The sequence below is a fragment of the Leucobacter ruminantium genome, assembly GCF_017565705.1.
Lineage (GTDB): Bacteria > Actinomycetota > Actinomycetes > Actinomycetales > Microbacteriaceae > Leucobacter > Leucobacter ruminantium.
Map to the genome: position 1 here is coordinate 17,263 of NZ_JAGDYL010000005.1, position 21,016 is coordinate 38,278.

General features: G+C 69.1%; 19 protein-coding genes. 16 read left to right on the plus strand and 3 right to left on the minus strand.

The window, feature by feature from the left end; all coding sequences use genetic code 11:
- Positions 1 to 72: 72 nt before the first annotated feature.
- Together J4H91_RS03470 and J4H91_RS03475 are read right to left on the minus strand one after the other, a co-directional pair.
- Entirely contained in the window at positions 73 to 1,239 is a 1,167-nt protein-coding gene (locus J4H91_RS03470; RefSeq protein WP_208044871.1) for a Gfo/Idh/MocA family protein, read from the minus strand.
- Positions 1,226 to 1,930, minus strand: coding sequence for a GntR family transcriptional regulator (locus tag J4H91_RS03475; protein ID WP_208044872.1), 705 nt, complete (start codon positions 1,928 to 1,930; stop codon positions 1,226 to 1,228). The genes J4H91_RS03470 and J4H91_RS03475 overlap by 14 nt, the downstream gene beginning before the upstream one ends.
- A gap of 173 nt (positions 1,931 to 2,103) precedes the next feature.
- On the opposite strand from J4H91_RS03475, the gene J4H91_RS03480 reads away from it, so the two are divergent.
- From J4H91_RS03480 to J4H91_RS03555, 16 genes are all read left to right on the plus strand, one after another.
- On the plus strand, positions 2,104 to 3,123 hold the full coding sequence (locus tag J4H91_RS03480; protein WP_208044873.1) for a sugar ABC transporter substrate-binding protein: 1,020 nt from the start codon (positions 2,104 to 2,106) through the stop codon (positions 3,121 to 3,123).
- On the plus strand, positions 3,116 to 4,600 hold the full coding sequence (locus J4H91_RS03485; RefSeq protein WP_208044874.1) for a sugar ABC transporter ATP-binding protein: 1,485 nt from the start codon (positions 3,116 to 3,118) through the stop codon (positions 4,598 to 4,600). Before J4H91_RS03480 ends, J4H91_RS03485 begins: the two co-directional genes overlap by 8 nt.
- A gap of 24 nt (positions 4,601 to 4,624) precedes the next feature.
- A complete protein-coding gene (locus tag J4H91_RS03490; protein ID WP_208044875.1) occupies positions 4,625 to 5,683 on the plus strand; it encodes an ABC transporter permease in 1,059 nt (352 codons plus the stop codon).
- Positions 5,684 to 5,713: 30 nt separating this feature from the next.
- Positions 5,714 to 6,892: a M24 family metallopeptidase gene (locus J4H91_RS03495; RefSeq protein ID WP_208044876.1), complete on the plus strand. Its 1,179-nt coding sequence runs from the start codon at positions 5,714 to 5,716 to the stop codon at positions 6,890 to 6,892.
- The gene (locus tag J4H91_RS03500) at positions 6,889 to 7,386 is read left to right on the plus strand and encodes a VOC family protein (RefSeq protein WP_208044877.1); all 498 of its coding nucleotides are present in this window, start codon (positions 6,889 to 6,891) and stop codon (positions 7,384 to 7,386) included. The genes J4H91_RS03495 and J4H91_RS03500 overlap by 4 nt, the downstream gene beginning before the upstream one ends.
- Entirely contained in the window at positions 7,386 to 8,447 is a 1,062-nt protein-coding gene (locus J4H91_RS03505; RefSeq protein WP_208044878.1) for a zinc-dependent alcohol dehydrogenase, read from the plus strand. The genes J4H91_RS03500 and J4H91_RS03505 overlap by 1 nt, the downstream gene beginning before the upstream one ends.
- Positions 8,444 to 9,286, plus strand: coding sequence for an SDR family oxidoreductase (locus J4H91_RS03510; RefSeq protein ID WP_208044879.1), 843 nt, complete (start codon positions 8,444 to 8,446; stop codon positions 9,284 to 9,286). Before J4H91_RS03505 ends, J4H91_RS03510 begins: the two co-directional genes overlap by 4 nt.
- Complete coding sequence (locus tag J4H91_RS03515) at positions 9,283 to 10,131, plus strand: TIM barrel protein (RefSeq protein WP_208044880.1); 849 nt, start codon at positions 9,283 to 9,285, stop codon at positions 10,129 to 10,131. The genes J4H91_RS03510 and J4H91_RS03515 overlap by 4 nt, the downstream gene beginning before the upstream one ends.
- Positions 10,132 to 10,305: 174 nt before the next feature.
- A complete protein-coding gene (locus tag J4H91_RS03520) occupies positions 10,306 to 11,736 on the plus strand; it encodes an aldehyde dehydrogenase family protein (protein WP_243752589.1) in 1,431 nt (476 codons plus the stop codon).
- Between the two features lie 213 nt (positions 11,737 to 11,949).
- On the plus strand, positions 11,950 to 13,926 hold the full coding sequence (gene iolD, locus J4H91_RS03525) for a 3D-(3,5/4)-trihydroxycyclohexane-1,2-dione acylhydrolase (decyclizing) (protein ID WP_208044882.1): 1,977 nt from the start codon (positions 11,950 to 11,952) through the stop codon (positions 13,924 to 13,926).
- Complete coding sequence (locus J4H91_RS03530) at positions 13,923 to 14,804, plus strand: HpcH/HpaI aldolase family protein (protein WP_243752590.1); 882 nt, start codon at positions 13,923 to 13,925, stop codon at positions 14,802 to 14,804. The genes iolD and J4H91_RS03530 overlap by 4 nt, the downstream gene beginning before the upstream one ends.
- Complete coding sequence (locus tag J4H91_RS03535; protein WP_341783416.1) at positions 14,801 to 15,823, plus strand: NAD(P)-dependent oxidoreductase; 1,023 nt, start codon at positions 14,801 to 14,803, stop codon at positions 15,821 to 15,823. The genes J4H91_RS03530 and J4H91_RS03535 overlap by 4 nt, the downstream gene beginning before the upstream one ends.
- Before the next feature lie 790 nt (positions 15,824 to 16,613).
- Entirely contained in the window at positions 16,614 to 17,633 is a 1,020-nt protein-coding gene (locus J4H91_RS03540) for a substrate-binding domain-containing protein (RefSeq protein ID WP_424960821.1), read from the plus strand.
- A 29-nt stretch (positions 17,634 to 17,662) separates the two neighbouring features.
- Positions 17,663 to 18,709, plus strand: a complete 1,047-nt coding sequence (locus J4H91_RS03545) for an ABC transporter permease (RefSeq protein ID WP_208044883.1) — start codon at positions 17,663 to 17,665, stop codon at positions 18,707 to 18,709.
- Positions 18,706 to 19,635, plus strand: coding sequence for an ATP-binding cassette domain-containing protein (locus J4H91_RS03550; protein WP_208044884.1), 930 nt, complete (start codon positions 18,706 to 18,708; stop codon positions 19,633 to 19,635). The genes J4H91_RS03545 and J4H91_RS03550 overlap by 4 nt, the downstream gene beginning before the upstream one ends.
- A 206-nt stretch (positions 19,636 to 19,841) precedes the next feature.
- Complete coding sequence (locus J4H91_RS03555; protein ID WP_208044885.1) at positions 19,842 to 20,234, plus strand: carboxymuconolactone decarboxylase family protein; 393 nt, start codon at positions 19,842 to 19,844, stop codon at positions 20,232 to 20,234.
- Between the two features lie 124 nt (positions 20,235 to 20,358).
- Here J4H91_RS03555 and J4H91_RS03560 read toward each other — a convergent pair whose 3' ends face one another.
- A complete protein-coding gene (locus J4H91_RS03560) occupies positions 20,359 to 20,991 on the minus strand; it encodes a LysE family translocator (RefSeq protein WP_208044886.1) in 633 nt (210 codons plus the stop codon).
- Positions 20,992 to 21,016: the final 25 nt, after the last annotated feature.

The window sequence follows — 21,016 nt, forward strand, 5'->3', positions numbered from 1 at the left end:
GCGCCGCGGTGAGGGATCCGGTCGTGCCGCGGGTGCGCGCCCGGACGAGACGAGGGCGCGGCGCAGGTGAGATCAGACCGCCCCGGGCACCTCGACCCAGCGACCGGTGCTCGCGGAGCGCTTCAGCGCGTCCTCCACCGCGGCGACGCGCACGGCGTCATCGATCGTCGCGGCCTCGGACGGCTCGCCGCGGATCAGTCGCACCAGCTCGCCGAGCTCGATGAGCTTCACGTCGTCGAATCCGAGGCCGAGCCCGGGGCCCGGCAGGAAGCGGCCGTACTCCGGCATCGCCGCGTCGACGTACTGCTTCGCGACGGCGGTCATCGAGCGGTCTCGCCAGAGGAACTCGTTCGGCTGCTCCGAGTTCCAGGCGGCGTAGCCGAGACTGCCGTGGACCTCGATCACGAGCGCGTTCTCCCCGGACCGCGAGACCCGGCTCGCGTCGAAGGTGCCGAGTGAGCCGTCGGCGAAGGCGGTGAGCGTCACCGCGAGGTCGTCGTTGTCGACGGGCCCCCTGCGATCGAGTCCCTCACCGCCGAAGTGCCCGCCGTCCCCCGCGGGCAGGGGACGCGTCGGATGCACCGTGCGCAGCCTGCCGACGACCTCGCGGATCGGGCCGTTGAGGTACTGGGCGAGGTCGAGGAGGTGGCTCAGGATGTCGCTGGACGCTCCGCCGCCGGCCCGCTCCTCGGAGAAGCGCCAGGTCAGCGGCGCTTCGGGGTCGGCGGCGAAACCGGCGTCGTAGTGCCCGCGGACGTGCTCCACCGTGCCGATGCGGCCGTCGGCGATGCGCCTGCGCAGCTCGCGCACCGCCGGTGATGAGCGATAGTTGTGACCCACGGCGAGCGGGGTGCCGTTGCGCCGCACGGCGTCGCGCACGCGCAGCACCTCGGCGAGGGTGCGGCCCACGGGCTTCTCGATCCAGATGGCCTTGCCCGCGTCGGAGGCGGCCACCGCGAGCTCGGCGTGCTCGGAGTTCGGCGTGCAGATCGAGACGACGTCGACGCGCTCGTCGGCGATGACCGAGAGACCGTCTCCCGTGGTACGGGCGAAGCCCCAGCGGCGCTCGGCGATCCCTCGCAGAGACTCCGATCTGCTGGCCGCTGCGATGAGCTCGAACTCGGCGTCGAGATCCGAGTAGGCCTCCGGGAGACGGCGATAGCAGCGGGCGTGCAGCCCGCCCATCCAGCCGAGCCCGATGACGCCGGCTCCCAGCAGGCGCGGTTCAGCCGTCGCCATCGCCGCCGCCGTTCTCGCCGCCGCCCGACTCGATGTGCTGGAGCAGGCGCTCCGAGATGCCGTCGATGTGCCGCACGACCGCTCGCTGCAGTGCTGCCGGATCCTCGGCCTCCATGGCGTCGAGCACCGCGAGATGCTCTCGGATCGAAGCGCGCAGGTGCGCGTGCAGCGGATTCGCGAAGACGCGCACCCGTGCGAGGGGGCCCTGGAGCCGGCCGATCAGGTGCAGCAGCATCGGATTGCCGCAGCGGTCGATGTAGAGGCTGTGGAGTTCCGCGTCGCCGTGGGCGAAGGAGTGGGAGCGTCCCTCTGCGATATCGGCCTCGATGGACTCCATGGCGCGACGCACTCGGGCGATCTCGTCGCGCGGGATGTTTCGGGCGAGGAACGCGGCTTCGCCCTCGAGCGCGCGGCGCACCTGGTAGAGGTGGGCGACGAACTCGGTGGTGATCGGCGGCACCGAGAAGCCGCGCGGGCCGGATTCGTTGAGCATGCCCTCGTCCTGCAGACGGCGGATGGCTTCGCGGAGCGGGGAACGGCTGATCGAGAGGCGACGGGCGAGATCGTTCTCGCTCAGCACGGTCTGGGGGGTGAACACCCCCGAGATGATGAGTTCCTGGATCGCGGCGTACGCCTGTTCCGCGAGGGAGGGGCCGCGCTGCAGTGCGCTCGCCGCGTCTAACGTGCTCATTTTGTTACCTGCTTGCTGAAACCGTTGATTTCCGGGGGAAGTCGCGACTCGGGCCGGCCGAGCAGCGCGTTTGTACATTGACAACCTACCGAAGGATCCCTAATCTGTCGACAGGCGACGGGCGACGGACTTCAGTCGCCAGTCCACTCAACGAAGAGACAGGAGAACATCGGATGGCTACAAAGCTTCTGAAGGCGGCGGTCGCGCTCGCCGCCGCGGGTGCGATGGTGAGCATGGCTGCGTGCTCGTCTGACGGCGGCGGGGGAGATGCGGCTACCGACGGCAGCGATATCACCATCGGCTACTCGGGCTACACGGTTTCGAACCCGTTCTTCGCGGGCATCCTCGAAGGCCTCGAACGCGGCGCCGAGGAGACCGGGGCCACGCTCATCTCGACGAACGCCAACGGCGACCCCAACCAGCAGGTCACCGACGTCGAGAATCTCATCACGCAGGGCGTCGACTACATCGCGATCAACCCCGCCGACGGCAAGGCGATCATCCCCGCGGTCAAGGCGGCGGATGCCGCGGGCATCCCGGTGATCGCGCTCGCCGATTCCATCGGCACCGACGTCACCTTCACCATCAGCCAGAATCACGTCGAAGCAGGCAAGATGGCGGCCGAGGAGATCGTCGCCTTCCTGGAGGAGAAGAACGGCGAGCCGAAGGGCAAGGTCGTCAACATCCAGGGCCTCGCGGGCTCGCCGGCGGCGACCGATCGAGACAAGGGCTTCCTCGAGGTGATGGAGCAGTACCCAGACGTCGACATCGTCGCCACCGCAGACGGCGGCTGGGACACCGCGGTGTCGAACGAGGTCATGAACGACATCCTGCAGGCGCAGCCCGAGATCGACGCGGTCTTCGCGGCGAACGGCGCCGAAGCGGTCGGCGTGAGCCGCGCGATCGAATCGGCGGGTCGCTTCGTGCCGGTCGGCGAGGACGGCCACATCTACGTGATCGGCATCGACGGCCCGAAACCTGCGATCGAGAACATCCGCGCCGGCATCCAGGACGCCGAGATCAGCCAGCAGCCGATCACGATGTCGGAGGAGGCCGTGCGCCTCATCGTGAAGCTCGCGAAGGGCGAAGAGGTCGAGAAGAACGTCGAATGGCCGTCGATGCTGCTGACGAGGGACAACCTCGAGAGCCCCGAGGTGCAGGAGTACGGTATCTGGGCGGACGAAATTGACTGAGCAGCCGCTCGCGCGCTTGATCGGCGTGAGCAAGCACTACCCCGGCGTCCGTGCGCTGACCGATGTCAGCCTGGAGATCCATGCCGGAAGGGTGCTGGCGCTCGCGGGGGAGAACGGCGCGGGAAAGTCCACGCTCATCAAGAGCCTGGCCGGTGCCGTTCGCCCCGACGAGGGCGTCGTCGAGGTCGGCGGGAGCCCCGTTCCCGCCGACCCCGGCGAGGTCATCCGGGCCGGGGTGAGCGTCATCTATCAGGAGCTCACCGACATCCCCGACATGTCGGTCGCGGACAACCTGCTGCTGGGCGCGATGCCGAGCACCGTCGGGGTGGTGCACCGCTCGCGTGCGGAGCACGTGAGCCGCAAGGCCATGGCGCGAGTGGGGCTTGCGCACATCGATCCTCGCCGTCCGGTATCGAGCCTCACGCTCTCGGAGCGGCAGCTGCTCGAGATCGCGCGCTGTCTCGCTCGCGACGCGAAGGTGCTCGTGTTCGACGAGCCGACATCGTCGCTTCCCGAGAGCGAGGTCGAGATCCTCATGCGGGTCATCGCCGGCCTCAAGGCCGACGGGCTCGGCATCCTCTACGTGAGCCACCACCTCGACGAGTTCTTCGAGATCGCCGACGACATCCTGGTGCTCCGAGACGGGCACGTGGTCGAGCAACGGCCCACCTCGGAGTGGGATGAGCAGCAGCTCGTGCGCGCGATGCTCGCCCGCGATCTGGGGAGGGCCTATCCCTTCAGGGATCGCGAACTCGGCGAGGAGGTGCTGCGAGCCGAGGGACTCAACGCTCCGCGCGTGAAGGATTCGCGCCTGCACGTGCGCAGCGGTGAGGTCGTAGGACTGATCGGCCTCGCCGGAGCCGGACGGACCGAGCTGATGCGCGTGATCGCGGGCGTCGACCGGCCGGACAGCGGCAGCGTGACGGTCGACGGCGTGCCGGTGAGGACCGGCAGCATCGCCGCGGCGCGCGGTGCGGGCATCGCCTACGTCACCGAGGACCGCAAACAGAGCGGCCTCGTGCTCGAGGGCAGCGTTCGCGACAACATGGCGTTCGGCAACTACGGGCTCTTCTCGCGCTTCGGCTGGATCCGACAGACGAAGCTCGCGCGGCTCTGCAAGAAGTGGATCGCCGAATTCGAGGTGAAGACGGCCGATACGACCGGTGCGGTCGGTCGGCTCTCCGGCGGCAACCAGCAGAAGGTGGTGCTCGCCAGGTACGCGGCGACCGAGCCGAGGCTGATCCTCCTCGACGACCCCACCCGGGGCGTCGATGTCGGGTCGAAGGCCGCGATCTACGACAAGGTGTTCGAACTCGCCGAAGGCGGAGCAGGGGTCGTCGTCACCAGTTCCGACACCGATGAGGTGCTCGCGGTCAGCGATCGCGCCTATGTGCTCCGCTCAGGACGCATCGTCGGCGAGATCGAGCGCGCATCCTTCGACCGCGAGGCGGCACTCCACCTCGCCTCTCTCGGCTGATCCCACTAACTGAGGAAGAAACCAATGAATCTCAATACGCAGAAGCTCGAAGAGCGGGTGAGGCCGCCCGAGACGTCGGCCCTCCCCGCGCTCGCCGAGCGGCAGACCGGCTGGGCCGCGCGCACGTGGCAGCGGATCAAGCTCAGCCCGACGACTCCCATCTTCGTCGCCCTCATCCTCGTGTGCATCGTGCTCTCGGTGCTCTCGGAGAGGTTCTTCCGCGCCGCCAACATCCTGAACATCCTGAATCAGTCGGCGATCGTCGGGATCGCGGCGGTCGGGGCAACCCTCGTGATCATCACGGCGGGCATCGACCTCTCCGTCGGCTCGAACATCGCGCTGTCCGGGATGGTGGCCGCGACCTTCGTCGCGGGCGGGGGCGACGGCGTGCTGGGCGTCATCCTCGCGCTGCTGATCTCCACGCTCATCGGCGCCTTCAACGGCGCCTCCGTCGCGTGGTTGAACCTCGCACCGTTCATCGTGACGCTCGCGACACTCGGCATGGGCAGAGGGCTGACGCTGCAACTCAGCCAGGGTCAGAGCGTCTACGACCTTCCCGAGTCGTTCAACTGGATCGGCAGCGCGACCGTTCTGGGCATCCCCTTCGCCTCCGTGCTCACGGTGCTGATGTTCATCGTGGGCCATCTGATCCTCAACAACACGGTGTTCGGCCACAAGGTCTACGCCACCGGCGGCAACAGGGAGGCCGCGAGGCTCTCCGGCATCAAGGATCGCCAGACGCTGTTCTTCGTGTACGGCTTCGCCGGGCTCTGCGCGGGCATCTCGGCCGTCGTGCTCGTCGGCCGACTCGGATCCGCGACCCCGACGGCGGGAACCGGGCTGGAGCTGCAGGTGATCGCGGCCGTCGTCATCGGCGGCACGAGCCTCTTCGGCGGCAAGGGCAGCATGCTCGGCACCTTCATCGGCGTGCTGCTGATCGGCGTGATCAACAACGGTCTCACCCTGCTCAACGTAAGCCCCTTCTGGGTGCAGTTCGTGCAGGCCGCGATGATCTTCCTCGCCGTGCTGCTCGATTCGTTCAACACGCGCCGTCTCGCTCGGCGAAAGGTCAAGGCGGGCTGAGGCCCGAACTCTCAGGAGAGAACAACACCCATGGATATCCCCTTCAACACACGGCAACTCGACGAGCTCATGGAGGCCGAGAGCGTCGACGCCCTCCTCGTGACGTCGAAGCACAACGTGCAGTACCTGCTCGGCGGCCACAGATTCTTCTGGTTCGACTACATGGACGCCGTCGGCGTGAGCCGCTACCTGCCGGTCTTCGTCTACTTCCGCGGTGCGCCCGACGCCTCGTGCTTCGTCGGCAACGCGATGGAGGGTTTCCAGATCGAGAACGAACCGATCTGGGTGCAGCGCATCAAGGCCGAGGCGTGGGGCGTGCGCGACGCGATGAACTTCGCTCTCGACGCGGTGCGCGAGCGACTCGGCACGCGAGCCCGACTCGGGATCGAGCCCAGCTTCCTGCCGGTCGACGCGCTGCCCGTGCTCGAGGAGCGCGGCTCCTACGAGCTGGCCGACGCCGAGTTCCTGCTCGAGCGTCTGAGAGCCCGGAAGACCGGTGCGGAGCTCGACCTCGTGGAGCAGGCGTCCGATCGCACCGTCGAGTCGATCCTCGAGGTCTTCGGCGGTCTCGAACCCGGCTTGACGAAGCGCGATGCCGTCGAACGGCTGCGTATCGCCGAGGTGGAGCGCGGGCTCATCTTCGAGTACTGCCTCGTGTCGGCCGGGCCGAACTTCAACCGTGCGGCCTCGGACGATCGACTCGAGGAGGGCGACGTCATCTGCCTCGACTCCGGCGGCAACTACCGCGGGTATATCGGCGATCTCGCGCGCATGGGCGTGCTGGGATCGCCCGACGCCGAACTCGAAGACGCTCTTGCGGAGGTCGACGCCGTGCAGCAGGCCGCTCGCAGCGCGATCGGCGCCGGCGCACTCGGACGCGACGTCATCGCCGCAGGCGATGCCCGACTCGCGAAGAGCCGGTTCGCCGAGCGCCTCGCGTACGTGACGCACGGCATGGGACTCGTCAGCCACGAGGCGCCGCGCATCACGGCGACCGGCCCGGTGCCCTACCCCGACACGGACGCCGACGCCCCGCTGCAGCCCGGTATGGTGCTGTCGGTGGAGACGACGCTGTGGCACGAGCGACGGGGGTTCATCAAACTGGAGGACACGGTGATCGTGACCGACGACGGTTTCCGGGCCGTCGGCGATATCGGTCGTGGCTGGAACGTCTGCGGCCAGGGCGCCGAGCGTCTGGTGAGCGCATGACCGCGGGCTTCTCGCTGCACCACCTCGGCCTCGTGGTCGAGGATCTCGACCGAGCCGTGGGCTTCTACACCGACGTGCTCGGCATGAGCCGGGAGGGGCGCACCGAGTGGACCACGATCGCCGGTGCGCCGCTCGGCATCGCCTCCGACACGGTCGAGCTGCGCTGGGCGTTCCTCGGTCTCGGCCCCGTGCGTCTCGAACTGCACGAGTTCCGCGGCCTGCCGGTCTCGCCGGTGCGGCGCAGGACTCAGGATCCGGGGCTCGGGCACCTCGCACTCGCCGTTCCCGACATGAGCGCCGCGGTGGCCGCGCTCGAGGGCGCGGGCGCGGAGTTCTTCTCGGCCCCGAACCTGCTCACCGACTCTCCAGGGCAGGAGGGGGACCAGTGGGTCTACTGCAGGGATCCCTTCGGATTGACCATCGAGCTGTACCAGACCGCCACACCCGCCGAGCGAGCGCGGGCGATGGCCGCTCAGACGGAAAGGAACGACTGATGAACGAGACCATGCGCGCCGCCGTGTTCAAGGGGGAGGGCAGGCTCGAACTCGAGCAGCGCCCACGCCCCCGCATCGAACGGCCCGACGATATCGTGCTGCGGGTCCGAGCTGTGGGGATCTGCGGCTCCGACCTCCACATCCTCGATGTGCCGCCGACGCACCCCGCGAAGCCCGGCGTGATCTTCGGCCACGAGTTCTGCGGAGAGATCGTAGAGGTCGGCCCCGAGGTGCGCGACCTCAGCGTCGGCGATCGGGTCGCCATCGATCAGAACCCGCCGTGCGGACGCTGCGATGCGTGCCGCACGGGCAGCCCCAATTTCTGCGAGGTGGTGTTCGACAACCCCGAGTGCGAGGTGCCCGGCTGGCCGCACACGCCGGGGCAGTGGTGGGACGGCGGCATGGCCGAGTACGTGCGCGTGCCCTCGTACTTCGCCTACAGGGTCTCGGCCGACTCCCCGATGGAGCACATCGTCGTCGCCGAGCCGCTGGGCTGCGTCCTCAACGGCGTGCACAAGGCGGGCGTGCGCCCGGGGGAGACGGCCGTGGTCATGGGCGGGGGGCCGATCGGCCTGCTGACCGTCACGGTGCTCAAGCTGCTGGGCGCGGGCCGGATCATCGTGATCGAGCCCTCGGAGGAACGCCGCAACGTGGCTCTCGAGCTCGGCGCCACGACCGGTATCGACCCGAGCGCCGTCGATGTCGTATCGGCGGTGCGCGAGGCGACGGGCGGCGCTGGGCCCACCCTCATCTACGAGGCCGTTGGATCCCAGCTCGATGCGGCGATCGCCATGGCCGCCGACGAGGCCCGGATCGTTCTCGTCGGCATCAACTCGGCGGTGCGGGCGAGCTTCGCTCCGACCGACATCGTGAACAAGGAGCTGAGCATCCACGGCGCCTTCCTCATGCGCAACACGATGCGCGAGGCGCTCGATCTCATCGAGAGCGGCGCGATCCCTATCGGCAGGATCGTGAGCCATGTGCTGCCGCTCGAAGAGGTGCATGAGGGCATGCGGCTGGCCCGCGCCGGCGAGGCGCTGAAGGTGGTGTTCACGCCGTGAGCGAGGAGCAGGTTATGGAGAAGATCAGGGATCGCGGCTCCGAGGAGCGCTGGGCGTTCGTGACGGGCGGTGCGTCGGGCATCGGCGAGGGCATCGCCCGCGTGCTGCACGATTCCGGCTACGGCGTGATCCTCGCCGACCGCGACGCGGCTCGGCTCGGGGAGGTCGCGGCCTCCTTCGAGCGCGTGCGCACGGTCGTCGCCGACGTGAGCGATCCGGCGGCGACCACCGCGATGCGGGAGGCGGCGGAGTCGGTGGACGGCCTATGGGGTCTCGTGAACGCCGCGGGGATCTCGCTCGTGAAGCACTTCCTGCTCAACACCGAGGAGGAGTGGACCCGCATTCTGCGCGTGAACCTCGAGGGCACCTTCCGGGCCTGTCAGGCGGTGGCGCCCGTGCTGCGGAGGAACGGCGGCGGCGCGATCGTCAACATCGCGTCGATCACCGGGCGTGCGCCCGCCGCGCTGCAGGGCGCGTACGCCGCCTCGAAGGCCGGGGTGATCGGCTTCTCGAAGAGCCTCGCGTTCGATCTCGGCCCGCTCGACATCACGGTGAACGCCGTCTGCCCCGGGGTGGTTCGCACCCCGATCTGGGACCGCATCCTGGAAGCGGACGCCGCGGCGACGGGGCGCAGCGAGGACGAGATCTTCGCAGAGCACGTCAAGCCGATCCCCGTGGGTCGGCCGCAGACCGTCGAGGACATCGGCGAGCTCTGCCGTTTTCTCCTCTCGGACGCGGCGCGCAGCATCTCCGGGGAGGAGATCGGGGCGACGGGCGGCATGGCGTTCGTGGAGTTCGACTTCGCCTCGGCGGCGCGAGAGCTTCCGGAGGAACTGTGAGCGCATCGACGGACACGCAACTCGTCGCCTCGTGCTGGACGAGCGCCGGCGCGGTCGCCCCGCTCTTCCCCGACGAACGGAGCACGTATCCGATCGACGAGCGCATCGCCGCTCTCTCGCGAACCGGCTGGTCGGGCATGGGGCTGAACCAGGCCGACCTCGCGGAGATCAAGCGCACCATCGGCTTCGAAGAGCTGCGCCGCCGGCTGGACGGGGCTGGTCTCGTGCACCGCGAGGTGGAGTTCCTGAACGACTGGTGGCTGGACGAGGGCCTCTGGCGGGAGACGTGGGTTCTGCTGCTGGAGGCGGCCGAGACCATCGGAGCCTCGTTCGTCAAGGTCGGCGCCGCCTTCAACGGGCCGGAGGAGGACTTCGGATATCTCGTCGAGCCGTTCCGGAGGCTGGGCCGAGAGGCGGCCGAGCGAGGTCTGCGGGTGGCGATCGAGCCGATCGCCTTCTCCGGCATCGACACGACGCCGAAGGGTGCTGCGCTCGTGTCGGAGGTCGGGCTCCCGAATGTGGGGATCTGCATCGACTTCTGGCACGTCTTCCGGGCGGGAACGCCCTTCTCCGAGGTCGCGAAGGTGCCGGGCGACCGCGTGTTCTCCGTGGAGATGGGGGACTGCCCGGCCGAATCGCTGCCCGACCTCTTCACCGACACGACCGACAACCGGCGGCTGTGCGGAGAGGGCGATTTCGACGTGCGCGGTCTCGTCGAGGCGATCCGGGCCACGGGCTTCCGCGGCCCGTGGGGCGTGGAGATGCTCTCGCGGGAATATCGGCGGCTGCCGCTCGAGGACGCTCTGCGGGCGGCGCACGATGCCGCACTGCCCTACCTGCGGTAGGCGGGTCGTATGGGACTGCGATGCGATGGCCGTGCCGGGTGGCGGTGCGGCAGAGATGAGGGATCCCGGCGCGCGACGGGCGCGACGCTCCGTGACGCGCTCGGCGGAGGTTGACGTGAGTTCGATCCCGTGCGTACAATTTGGACCGGTCCAATGATGGAAGGTGGAAGTCGGATGAGGAAGTTCGGCCTGTTGATCGGCGGCGAATGGCGAGAGGCCGCAGACGGTGCTCGCGCCGAGGTCCGCTCGCCCTACGACGGCAGCGCCGTCGGCGAGGTCGCCGTTGCGACCGCCGCCGACGTCGACGCCGCCATCGCCACCGCCGAGCGCGGCGCGGCCGCCTGGCGACGCACCCCGGCGCACGAGCGAGTCGCGATCCTGAACCGGGCCGCCGACCTCGCCGACGCCCGCGCCGAGGAGATCGCCGCCACGATCTCCGCGGAGAACGGCAAGCCGCTCACCGAGGCCCTCGGCGAGGCCCGCCGCTCCGGCGCGATCATCCGCCTCTCGGCCTTCGAGGGCAGCCAACTCTACGGCGACAGCCTCCCGCTCGACGCGAACCCCGGCACCGGGCAGGACAAGGTCGGCTTCACCCTCCGCCAGCCCGTCGGCATCGTCGTCGCCATCACGCCGTTCAACTACCCCGCGTTGCTGGTGCTGCACAAGGTTGGCCCGGCCCTGGCCGCCGGCAACGCGGTCATCCTCAAGCCCGCGGGAGCGACTCCGCTGACGGCGCTGCAGATCGCGCAGTGCTTCGTCGACGCAGGCGTCCCCGAGGGCGTCATCTCGGTCGTCACAGGCTCGGGCGGCGTGCTCGGAGACGCGCTCGTCACCGACCCGCGCGTGCGCAAGATCTCATTCACCGGCTCCACCGGCGTCGGCGAACGCATCGCCTCCATCGCGGGCGTCAAGAAGCTGTCGCTCGAGCTCGGAGCATCGTCGCCCACCGTCATCCTGCCCGGCGCCGACATCGAGAAGGCCTCCTCCGCGGTCGCCGCCGGCGGCTACGTCAACGCCGGCCAGGTGTGCATCTCGGTGCAGCGCGTCATCGTGCACCGCGACGTCGAGGCCGACTTCATGGACGCCCTGCTGCCGAAGGTCGCGCAGATCAAGATGGGCGATCCCTTCGCGGACGGCACCACTCTCGGCCCGCTCGTCGCCGAGCGCGAGGCCGAGCGCGTCGCCGCGAGCATCTCGCGGGCCGTCGACGACGGCGCGCAGCTGCTCACCGGCGGCGAACGCGACGGCGCCTTCATCTCTCCCGCGGTCGTCACCGGCGTCGACACCCGCCAGGCCTTCGCCCAGGAGGAGCTCTTCGGCCCCGCAGTCGCCGTCACCGCGGTCGACGACTTCGACGCCGCGATCGACGCCGCCAACGGCACCCCCTACGGTCTCGCGGCCGGCGTCTTCGGCGGCACCCTCGGTGAGGGCGTCCGCGCCATGCGCGAGATCGACGCCGGCAGTGTGCACCTCGGCTGGACGCCCCTGTGGCGCGCCGACCTCATGCCCTACGGCGGCCTCAAAGCCTCCGGCTACGGGAAGGAAGGCGTGCGGTCGACGATCGAGGAGATGACGGAAGTGAAGACCGTGATCATGCACGGGTAGTTCCCAGAGGGATCGCATCCGGTGGGATTCGCAAATGCGCGACTGATCCATCCGCATTCGGTTGCGGCGCTGAGCGCCGAAACCGAATGCTCCCGCCAGACCCGACCAAGTCGCGCATTTGCGAATCCCACCGGACGCCAGACCTTCAGCACCGTGCATGAGCACGGGCTTCGAGAAAACGCAGAACAACAGAAAGCAAGGGAGCATCTGAACATGGTCCAGGGACACTCCGGAAAGACCGTGCGGCTCACGGTCGCGCAGGCGATCGTGCGCTACGTCGCCGCCCAGCACTCCGTAGCCGACGGCGAACGCCGCCGCTTCGTGCCCGCGGCGCTCGGCATCTTCGGGCACGGCAACGTCGCGGGTCTCGGTCAGGCGCTCGCCGAGCACGCCGACCGCCTGCCGTTCGTGCAGGGGCGCAACGAGCAGGCGCTCGGCCACATGGCGACCGGATTCGCGAAGGCCTCGAAGCGCCGCCAGACGCTCGCCGTCACCGCGTCGATCGGCCCCGGATCGACGAACCTCGTGACGGCGGCAGCGCTCGCCACCGTCAACCGCATCCCGCTGCTGCTCTTCCCGGGCGACACCTACGCGACCCGCCGCCAGGGCCCCGTGCTGCAGCAGCTCGATCTGCCGGGCACCCCCGACGTCACCGCGAACGACACGTTCCGTCCGGTGTCGCGCTTCTTCGACCGCATCAACCGGCCCGAGCAGCTGCTCACCGCGCTGCCGCAGGCGTTCCGCGTGCTCGCGAACCCCGAGGAGACCGGCGCGGTCGTCATCTCCCTGCCGCAGGACGTGCAGTCGCACGCCTACGACTTCCCGGTCGAGTTCTTCGAGGAGCGCGACTGGACGATCCGCCGCCGCGTGCCGGACGCGACCGAGGTCGCGCAGGTCGCCGAGCTCATCAAGAATGCCGAGCGCCCGCTCGTCATCGCCGGCGGCGGCATCATCTACTCCGACGCGCAGCAGACGCTCACCGATCTCGGCAAGCAGACCCTTCTGCCCATCGCCGAGACCTTCGCGGGCAAGGGCGCGGTCACCGAGGACGGCCCGTGGAGCGTCTTCGGCATCGGTCTCGAGGGATCCCCGACCACCAACCGTCTCGCCGAGCGCGCCGACCTCATCGTGCACATCGGCACCCGCCTCACCGACTTCGCCACGGCGTCGCAGTCGCTGTTCGCGAACCCCGACGTGCGCTTCGCCTCGATCAACGTCGTCGAGCACGACGCCGTGAAGCAGGGCGCCACCGCGGCCATCGCCGACGCCCGACTCGCGCTCGAGGCGCTCGCCGCAGAGCTCGCCGACTACCGCGTGCCCGCCGAGTGGGCGGCCGAGGTCGAGGCCGCCCGCGCCGAGTGGCTGCCCGCGCGCGACGCCGCGCTCGATCCCTCGCGGCTCTTCCCGAAGGATCAGCACCCCGAGCTGCCCGACACCGACGCCGTGCTCACGCAGGGCCAGCTCATCGGTCTGATGCAGCAGCATGCGCGCCCGGGCGACACGATCGTCGCGGCGGCCGGCGGCCCTCCCGGCGACCTGCAGAAGGTGTGGGACGCGACCGGCGGCCGGCACGCGCACCTCGAGTTCGGCTTCTCGTGCATGGGCTACGAGCTGCCCGCCGCGATGGGTGTGCGCGTGGCCGACCCGGATCCCTCGCACCGGGTGACCGCGTTCGTCGGCGACGGCACCTTCGTGATGATGCCGACCGAGATCGTCACGGCGGCGCAGGAGGGCATCCCCTTCACCGTCGTCATCTCCGAGAACCACGGCTACCAGGTGATCCGCCGCCTGCAGATGTGGCGCACGGGCGAGCACTTCGGCAACGAGTTCCGCTACCGCGAGGGCGAGGGATCTCTCGCGGGCGCCGTGGAGCGCGCCGAATCGGCCGCGGCCCGCGAGAATCGCCTCGAGGGCGACTACCTGCGGATCGACCTCGGGCAGATCGCGGCCGGCCTCGGCGCCGAGGTGCGCCGCCCGACGACGGCCGACGAGGTGCGCGCGGCGCTCGACGAGACCCGCGACGCGCGCGGCCCCGTCGTGATCGTCGTGCCGACGATACCGCACGCCGACCTGCCCTCGTCCGAGGTGTGGTGGGACGTCTCGCCGGCCGAGGTCTGGGAGCACGTCGACACCTCCGAGAAGCTGGCCGAGTACGGCGAGGGCCTTGCGATGCAGCGGTGGCACGGATGAGTGCGGCAGCTGGCGCCGGCCCGAGCTCTACCCCGGACATCGAGCCTGTCGAGATGGTCGGCGACCGCTCCCCTCGACAGGCTCGGGGAACGAAAGCCTCCAACCCCCTCGCCGCGGGCCGCTCGCTGCGCGAGCGCTTCCTCGCGGGCGAGCCCACGGTCGGCACCTTCCTGGGCCTCGGCTCGGTGACGGCGGCGGAGGTGTGCGCGGCGGCCGGGCTCGACTGGGTGCTCGTCGACCTCGAGCACGGGGGCGGTGACGAGGACCAGGTCGGCGCGGTCGTCGCGGCGGCGGGAGCCTACGGCGCCGCAACCCTCGTGCGCGTCGAGCAGCCGGAACGCATCCGCATCGGGCGCGTGCTCGACGCGGGAGCGGCGGGCGTCATGTTCCCGCGCATCTCGAGTGCAGCCGAGGCGGCCGAGGCGCGCCGCCACCAGCTGTATCCGCCGCAGGGCGATCGCGGCGTCGCGAGTTACAACCGCGCCGCCAGGTGGACGCTCGACACGGGCGCCCTCGACCGTTCGAACGAGCAGGCGGTCGGCATCGTGCAGATCGAGACGCGCGGCGCGGTCGACGAGCTCGAGGCGATCGCCGCGACCGACGGCGCCGATGTGCTCTTCGTCGGCCCGCAGGATCTGAGCTACGCGCTCGGGGTGCCGCGGCAGTTCGACGATCCCGGCTTCCAGGAGGTGCTCGACCGCGTCGTCGCCGCCTGCCGGGCGCACGGGAAGGTCGCGGGCATCCTCGCGAACGACCGCGCGGCCGCGGAGCGATACCTCGAACGAGGCTTCGGCTTCCTCGCGATCGGCTCCGACGCGACGCTGCTCGCGTCGACCGTGCGCGGCTCGATCCCCGACGGTTTCGGAGCGGAGCGGTGAGCGAGGCCGATTCGCCGGTCGAGCGAGCGGAGCGAGTCGAAACCGTACCACCCGCCGAGCGCGCAGCCCCCAATCCGCTGGTCGAGCGAGCGCAGCGAGTCGAGACCGCCCGCCCCGTCGTCGTCGGCCTGGGCCCGGTCGACCCGGCGCTCGTGACTCCGTTCCTGCCGTCCGACGCGGTGTTCGTCAGGGATCCCTCACCCGAAGACCTCGCGGTGGCCGAGGGAGCGATCGTGCGCGCGGCCTTCGACGTCGACGCCGCGCTGCTCGACCGCATGCCGCGCCTGCGGGTGGCGGCGCGCACGGGCGTCGGCGTCGAACGCGTCGACCTCGCGGCTGCGCGGGCGCGCGGGGTGGCCGTCGCGATCACGCCCGGCAGCAACGCCCGCGCCGTGGCCGAGGGTGCGTTCGCGATGCTGCTGTCGCTCGTGAAGCGGGTGGGCGTCTCCGACGCCTACGTGTCGGGCGACCGCTGGGGCGTCGACCCGGTGCCCGTGCCGGGCGACGCGTTCGGCAAGACGCTCGCGGTGATCGGTTTCGGCCGCATCGGCCGCATCATCGCGGGCTTCGGCTCGGCGTTCGGCATGCGCGTGATTGTGCACGATCCGTTCGTGCGCTCCGATGAGTACGAGAACGTGTCGCTCGAAGGCGCGGTGCGCGAGGCCGATGCGCTGACCCTGCACCTGCCGGGCGGCGACGGTGAGCTGCTGCCGATCGAGCTGTTGCGTGAGACGCGGCGGGGACGCGGGCCGCTCGTGCTCGTGAACTGCGCACGGGCCGAGCTCGTCTCGGTCGAGACGTTGCGCGCAGCTCTCGACGAGGGCGCGCTCGGGGGAGTGGGGCTCGATGTGTTCCCGTCCGAGCCGGCCCGGGCCCATCCGCTCGCCGGGCGCGACGACGTGCTGCTCAGCCCGCACACCACGGGCCTGTCGGAGGCCGCGATGGCGGCGACCTTCCGCATGGCGGCCGAGGCGGTCGCCGCCGTGCTCGCGGGCGGGGCGCCGCCGCATACGGTCTGAATCCACAGCGGTGAGGGATCCGCCCCGGACCCCTCACCCCGGATGCGCCCGCATCGACTTGACGCGAACTGCTGTCACAGCACCGAATGCCAGCAGATCGCGTCAACTCGGTGAGGCGGGACGGTGCGGGATCCTGAGGCGCACCGCGCCGGGATCCCTCGCCGTGTTCCTCCGGTTCGCTCGTACCGTGACCGTGACCGTGACCGTTCACAGTGACCGTTCACCGTGGCCGTGGCCGTGGCCGTGGCCGTGACCGTTCACAGAGACCGTTCACTGTGACCGCTCGTCGAGTTGACGGAATCTGCTGTCTCAGCGCTCTATGACAGCAGATCGCGTCAACTCGGTGAGGGCTGGGGCGTCCATGGCGGTCGCCCTCTGCGAGCGGATGAGCGTCGCTGCGCCGCGCTTTGCGCCCTCCGCGAGTGGGGAGCGTCGCGTCAGTGCCTGCTGTACCCCCGACGATGCGCCCGTCGGGGATGGGGCGGTGACGGCCAGCAGGGGCGGGGAGGCCGTCATGGCGCTCCTTAACGCGTGTTCGACTCGACGTGAAACTTCCCGGATTGACAGCGGAAATGTTCCATCATACACTTTGGACCGGTCCAAGTATACGAGCTCCGGCATGCTTCGGCGATACTTTCGCGCGGGGCCGAATGTTCGCGGAACGGACCGCGTCGTTACCCAACCTTTATCGTGCAGGTTTCGATTGGGTTGCATTCTGAGGTAATCTCATGAAAGAAGCGCAAGCTTTGTAACGACATTAGTTCAAAGAACACACGATGGAGTGAAGACGATGAAGTCACGTATGAACCGTTGGGGCAAGCTCGGTCTCGGCGTTGCGGCGGCGGCAGGAGCATTCGCGCTCGCGGCCTGCGGCACCCCCGCGGGTGCCGGCGGTGCCGGCGGCGGAGGAAACGCCGCTGCGGATCTGCCGGAGCTGAAGGTCGCCCTGGTCACCCACGCCGCACCCGGGGACACCTTCTGGGACACCATCCGCGCGGGCGCGGAGGACGCAGCGGATAAGAACAACATCGAGCTGCTCTACAGCTCCGATCCCGACGGCGCCCGCCAGGCCCAGCTCGTGCAGCAGGCGGTCGATCAGGACGTCGACGGCATCGTCGTCACCCTCGCCAAGGCCGACGCCATGTCGGGCGAGGTGAAGAAGGCCGTCGAGGCCGGCATCCCCGTCTTCAGCATCAACGCCGGCGAGGAGCAGTACAAGGACATGGGCGTGCTCGCCCACTTCGGCCAGAACGAGTTCATCGCGGGTCAGGCGGCCGGTGAGCAGTTCAACGAGGCCGGTCTCAAGAAGGCCATCTGCGTCATTCAGGAGCAGGGCCACGTCGGCCTCGAAAACCGTTGCGCCGGCCTCGCCGACACCTTCACCGGCACCTCAGAGGTGCTCTACGTGCAGGGCACCGATATGACCAACGTCGCGTCGACCATCACGTCGAAGCTGCAGACCAACGCCGACATCGACGCCGTGCTGACACTCGGCGCCCCGTTCGCGCTCACCGCTCTCGACTCGATCAAGGATGCGGGCTCGAGCGCGACGCTCGCGACGACCGACCTGAACGGCGACGTCTACAACGCGATCAAGGACGGCTCGATCCTCTTCGGCATCGACCAGCAGCCGTTCCTCCAGGGCTACTCGAGCGTCGAGGCCGTGCGTCTCTACAACCAGGGCGGCTACGTGCTCGGCGGCGGCCAGGCAGTGCTGACCGGCCCCGCGGTCGTGAACGCAGACAACCTCGACAGCGTCGCGGCTCAGTTCAAGGGCGGCGACAAGGCCGAGTCCGAGGACGCCGAGTAATCGGTAAGGCTCAGCGGAAGCAGACTCATATGTCTACGACTACAGCTCCTCAGGCTGATGAGCGTGTGGCCTCCGGCAACCTGTTCACCAGGTTCTTCACGAAGCCGGAGGCCGGCGCTACGGCCGCGGCGCTGGTGCTCGCGATCATGTTCGCCGTGGTCGCGCCCCAGTTCTCGAGGCCGGAGTCGATCGCGACGATCCTTTACGGTGCGTCCACCGTCGGCATCATGGCCGTGGGTGTGTCGCTCCTGATGATCGGCGGCGAGGTCGACCTGTCGGCCGGTGTCGGCGTCGTCTTCTCGGCGCTCTCCGCGTCGTTGTTCCTCTACTGGTTCGGCGGCAATGTGTGGGTCGGCGTGATCGTCGGCCTCGTGTCCTCGCTGCTCGTCGGGTTCATCAACGGCTGGTTGCTGACGAAGACGAAGCTGTCGAGCTTCATCATCACGCTGGCGACGTTCTTCATGATCACGGGTCTCAACCTCGGTGTGACGCGCGCGATCACGGGCGGCGTCGCCGCGCCCTCGATCGAGCAGTGGCCCGGCTTCGACTCGGCCGCGGCGATCTTCGCCTCCGATATCCCGGTCTTCGGTGTCAACGTGAAGATCACGGTGTTCTACTGGATTCTGCTGGTGATCGTCGCGACGTGGATCCTGCAGCGCACGAAGACCGGCAACTGGATCTTCTCGTCGGGCGGCGCGCCCGACGCGGCCCGCGCCGTCGGCGTTCCGGTCGTGTGGACGAAGATCGGCCTGTACATGGGCGTCAGCTTCTGCGCGTGGCTGCTGGGCATGCACCAGCTGTTCGCGTTCAAGACGGTCCAGTCGGGCGAGGGCATCGGCAACGAGTTCCTCTACATCATCGCCGCGGTGGTCGGCGGCTGCCTCATGACGGGCGGCTACGGCAGCGCGATCGGCGGCGCGATCGGCGCTCTCATCTACGGCATGGCGCTCAAGGGCGTCGTGTACGCGGAGTGGAACCCCGACTGGCTGAAGTTCTTCCTCGGTGCGATGCTGCTCGGCGCGACCGTGCTGAACTTCACCCTGCAGCGCCGCGCGGGCAAGGGAGGCAAGAAATGAACGCCACGGCAACCGCGGCTCCGCAGGCCGGAACGCCGCTGGTCGAACTCCGGGATGCGGGCAAGCGCTACGGCAACATCATCGCGCTGCGCGATGTGAGCCTGAAGGTGAGCCCCGGCGAGGTGATGTGCGTGCTCGGCGACAACGGCGCCGGCAAGTCCACGCTCATCAAGATCATCGCCGGTCTGCATCAGAACACCGATGGCGCCTATCTGGTCGAGGGTGAGGAGGTGAAGTTCAATTCGCCCCGCGAGGCCCTGAACCGAGGGATCGCGACGGTGTACCAGGACCTTGCCGTCGCGCCGCTCATGCCGGTGTGGCGCAACTTCTTCCTGGGCTCCGAGGTGACGAAGGGGTGGGGTCCGTTCAAGCGCCTCGACGTCGAGTTCATGAAGAAGACCGCGAAGAAGGAGCTGCTCGACATGGGCATCGACCTTCGCGATGTCGATCAGCCGATCGGCACGCTGTCGGGCGGTGAGCGGCAGTGCGTCGCGATCGCGCGCGCCGTGTATTTCGGCGCGAAGGTGCTGATCCTCGATGAGCCGACTGCGGCTCTGGGTGTGAAGCAGTCGGGCGTGGTGCTGCGCTACATCATTCAGGCGAGGGATCGCGGCCTGGGTGTGATCTTCATCACGCACAACCCGCATCACGCCTACCCGGTGGGCGACCGCTTCCTGCTGCTGAAGCGCGGTCAGAGCATCGGATATCACGAGAAGTCGGAGATCTCGCTCGAGGAGCTGACCGGTCTGATGGCCGGCGGTGCGGAGCTGGAGCAGCTCGTGCACGAGCTGCGCAGCGTCGGCACGTCGACGGATACGGTGCGGGTGATCCGCGACGAGATCGAGCACGACGATGCGGCCGGTGTCGGTCGTGTCGCCGTGACCGAGGCCGTGAACATCAAGGATCTGCCGGAGAACGAGCGCTAGGCTCCCTCCTCTCAGACCGGCACGAAGGCCGGGGCCCGCTCGAAGGAGCCGGCCCCGGCCTTCGGCGTGCGGGAGGGGTGAACACGCGCGGGATCCCGGAGGGTGGGGCGCGGCAGGATCCCTGTCGGAACCACCGCATGCGCGATAGTCTGTCAGTTGACTGACCAGCAGGTGCGGAAGCCGCACGAGGATCGAAGGAGATCGCATTGCCGAACGAGGAGCAGAACGCGCAGATCGAGGGCTTCCGCGAGAGCTATCGAGAGATGCTGGGCTTCTTCCCGCCGCGGGTCGCCGCGCGGTTCGAGCAGCTCGAGGAGCATGCGCCGGAGGTGCTGATCGCGCACGAGGCATGGCGCGCGGCGCTCATCTATCCCGATGCGCTCGACCAGAAGACGGTGCAGCTCATGGTGCTGGCTATCCTCGCGAGCAAGCTCAGCGACGCCGCGAAGCTGCACGGACTCGCCGCTCGCCGGGCCGGCGCCACCGACGATGAACTGCGCGCCGCGATCAACCTGGCCTCGCTGTTCTCGGGCATCTCGGTCGCGAACCGCTTGCCAGTGATCATGGCCGACATCGACGAGCTCGAGGCGTCGCTGTAGCGGCTCAAGACGTCTTCCGCCTGCCGCTGGACCCCGACGACATCCTGGACGCGCCCTGGTTGCGCTCATCCGAGGGCCCCGTGATGCGGCGTCGGATCCCGTGAAGAGGCCGAACTGCGGACGTCTATCGCGCGTCGAGCGCGAGTTTCGCGCCGAACCCGATGAGCACCGCTCCGGCGACGCGATCGATGATGCGCAGCGATCGCGCATTCGCGAGCCAGCGTCGGGCTGCGGCTGCGCCCACGATGATCGTTCCGAGCCAGAGCATGCCGAGCGCCGCGTGGATGCTCGCGAGCAGCAGCCCCATGGCGAGCGGCGACGCGCCGTCCGGTATGAACTGCGGAATCGTCGCGATGTAGAACACGCCGATCTTCGGGTTGAGGAGGTTCGTGCCGTAGCCGGCGACGAGGCTCCGCCACGGCGCCGCAGGCACCGCCGAAATCTCAGCGATGCCCGACGAACGACCGCGGAAGCTCTTCATGATCATGGAGATACCGAGATATGCCATGTAGAGCGCTCCGGCGATGGTCACGAGCCGGTATGCGACTTCCGATGCCGCGAGCAGAGCAGCAGCTCCGACAGCTGCTGCAACACCCCAGGTGAGCGAACCCAGGTTGATGCCGACCATGGCGGCGCAGCCGTGTCGCCTGCCGCGTACGAGCGCAGTGCGAAGCACCAGGGTCGTGTCGAGGCCGGGGATGGCCGTGAGTACTGCGGCGACGGCGGTGAACCCGAGCACGGCCTGCATCATGGTCATATCCCCAGAGTATCGAGACGCCGGG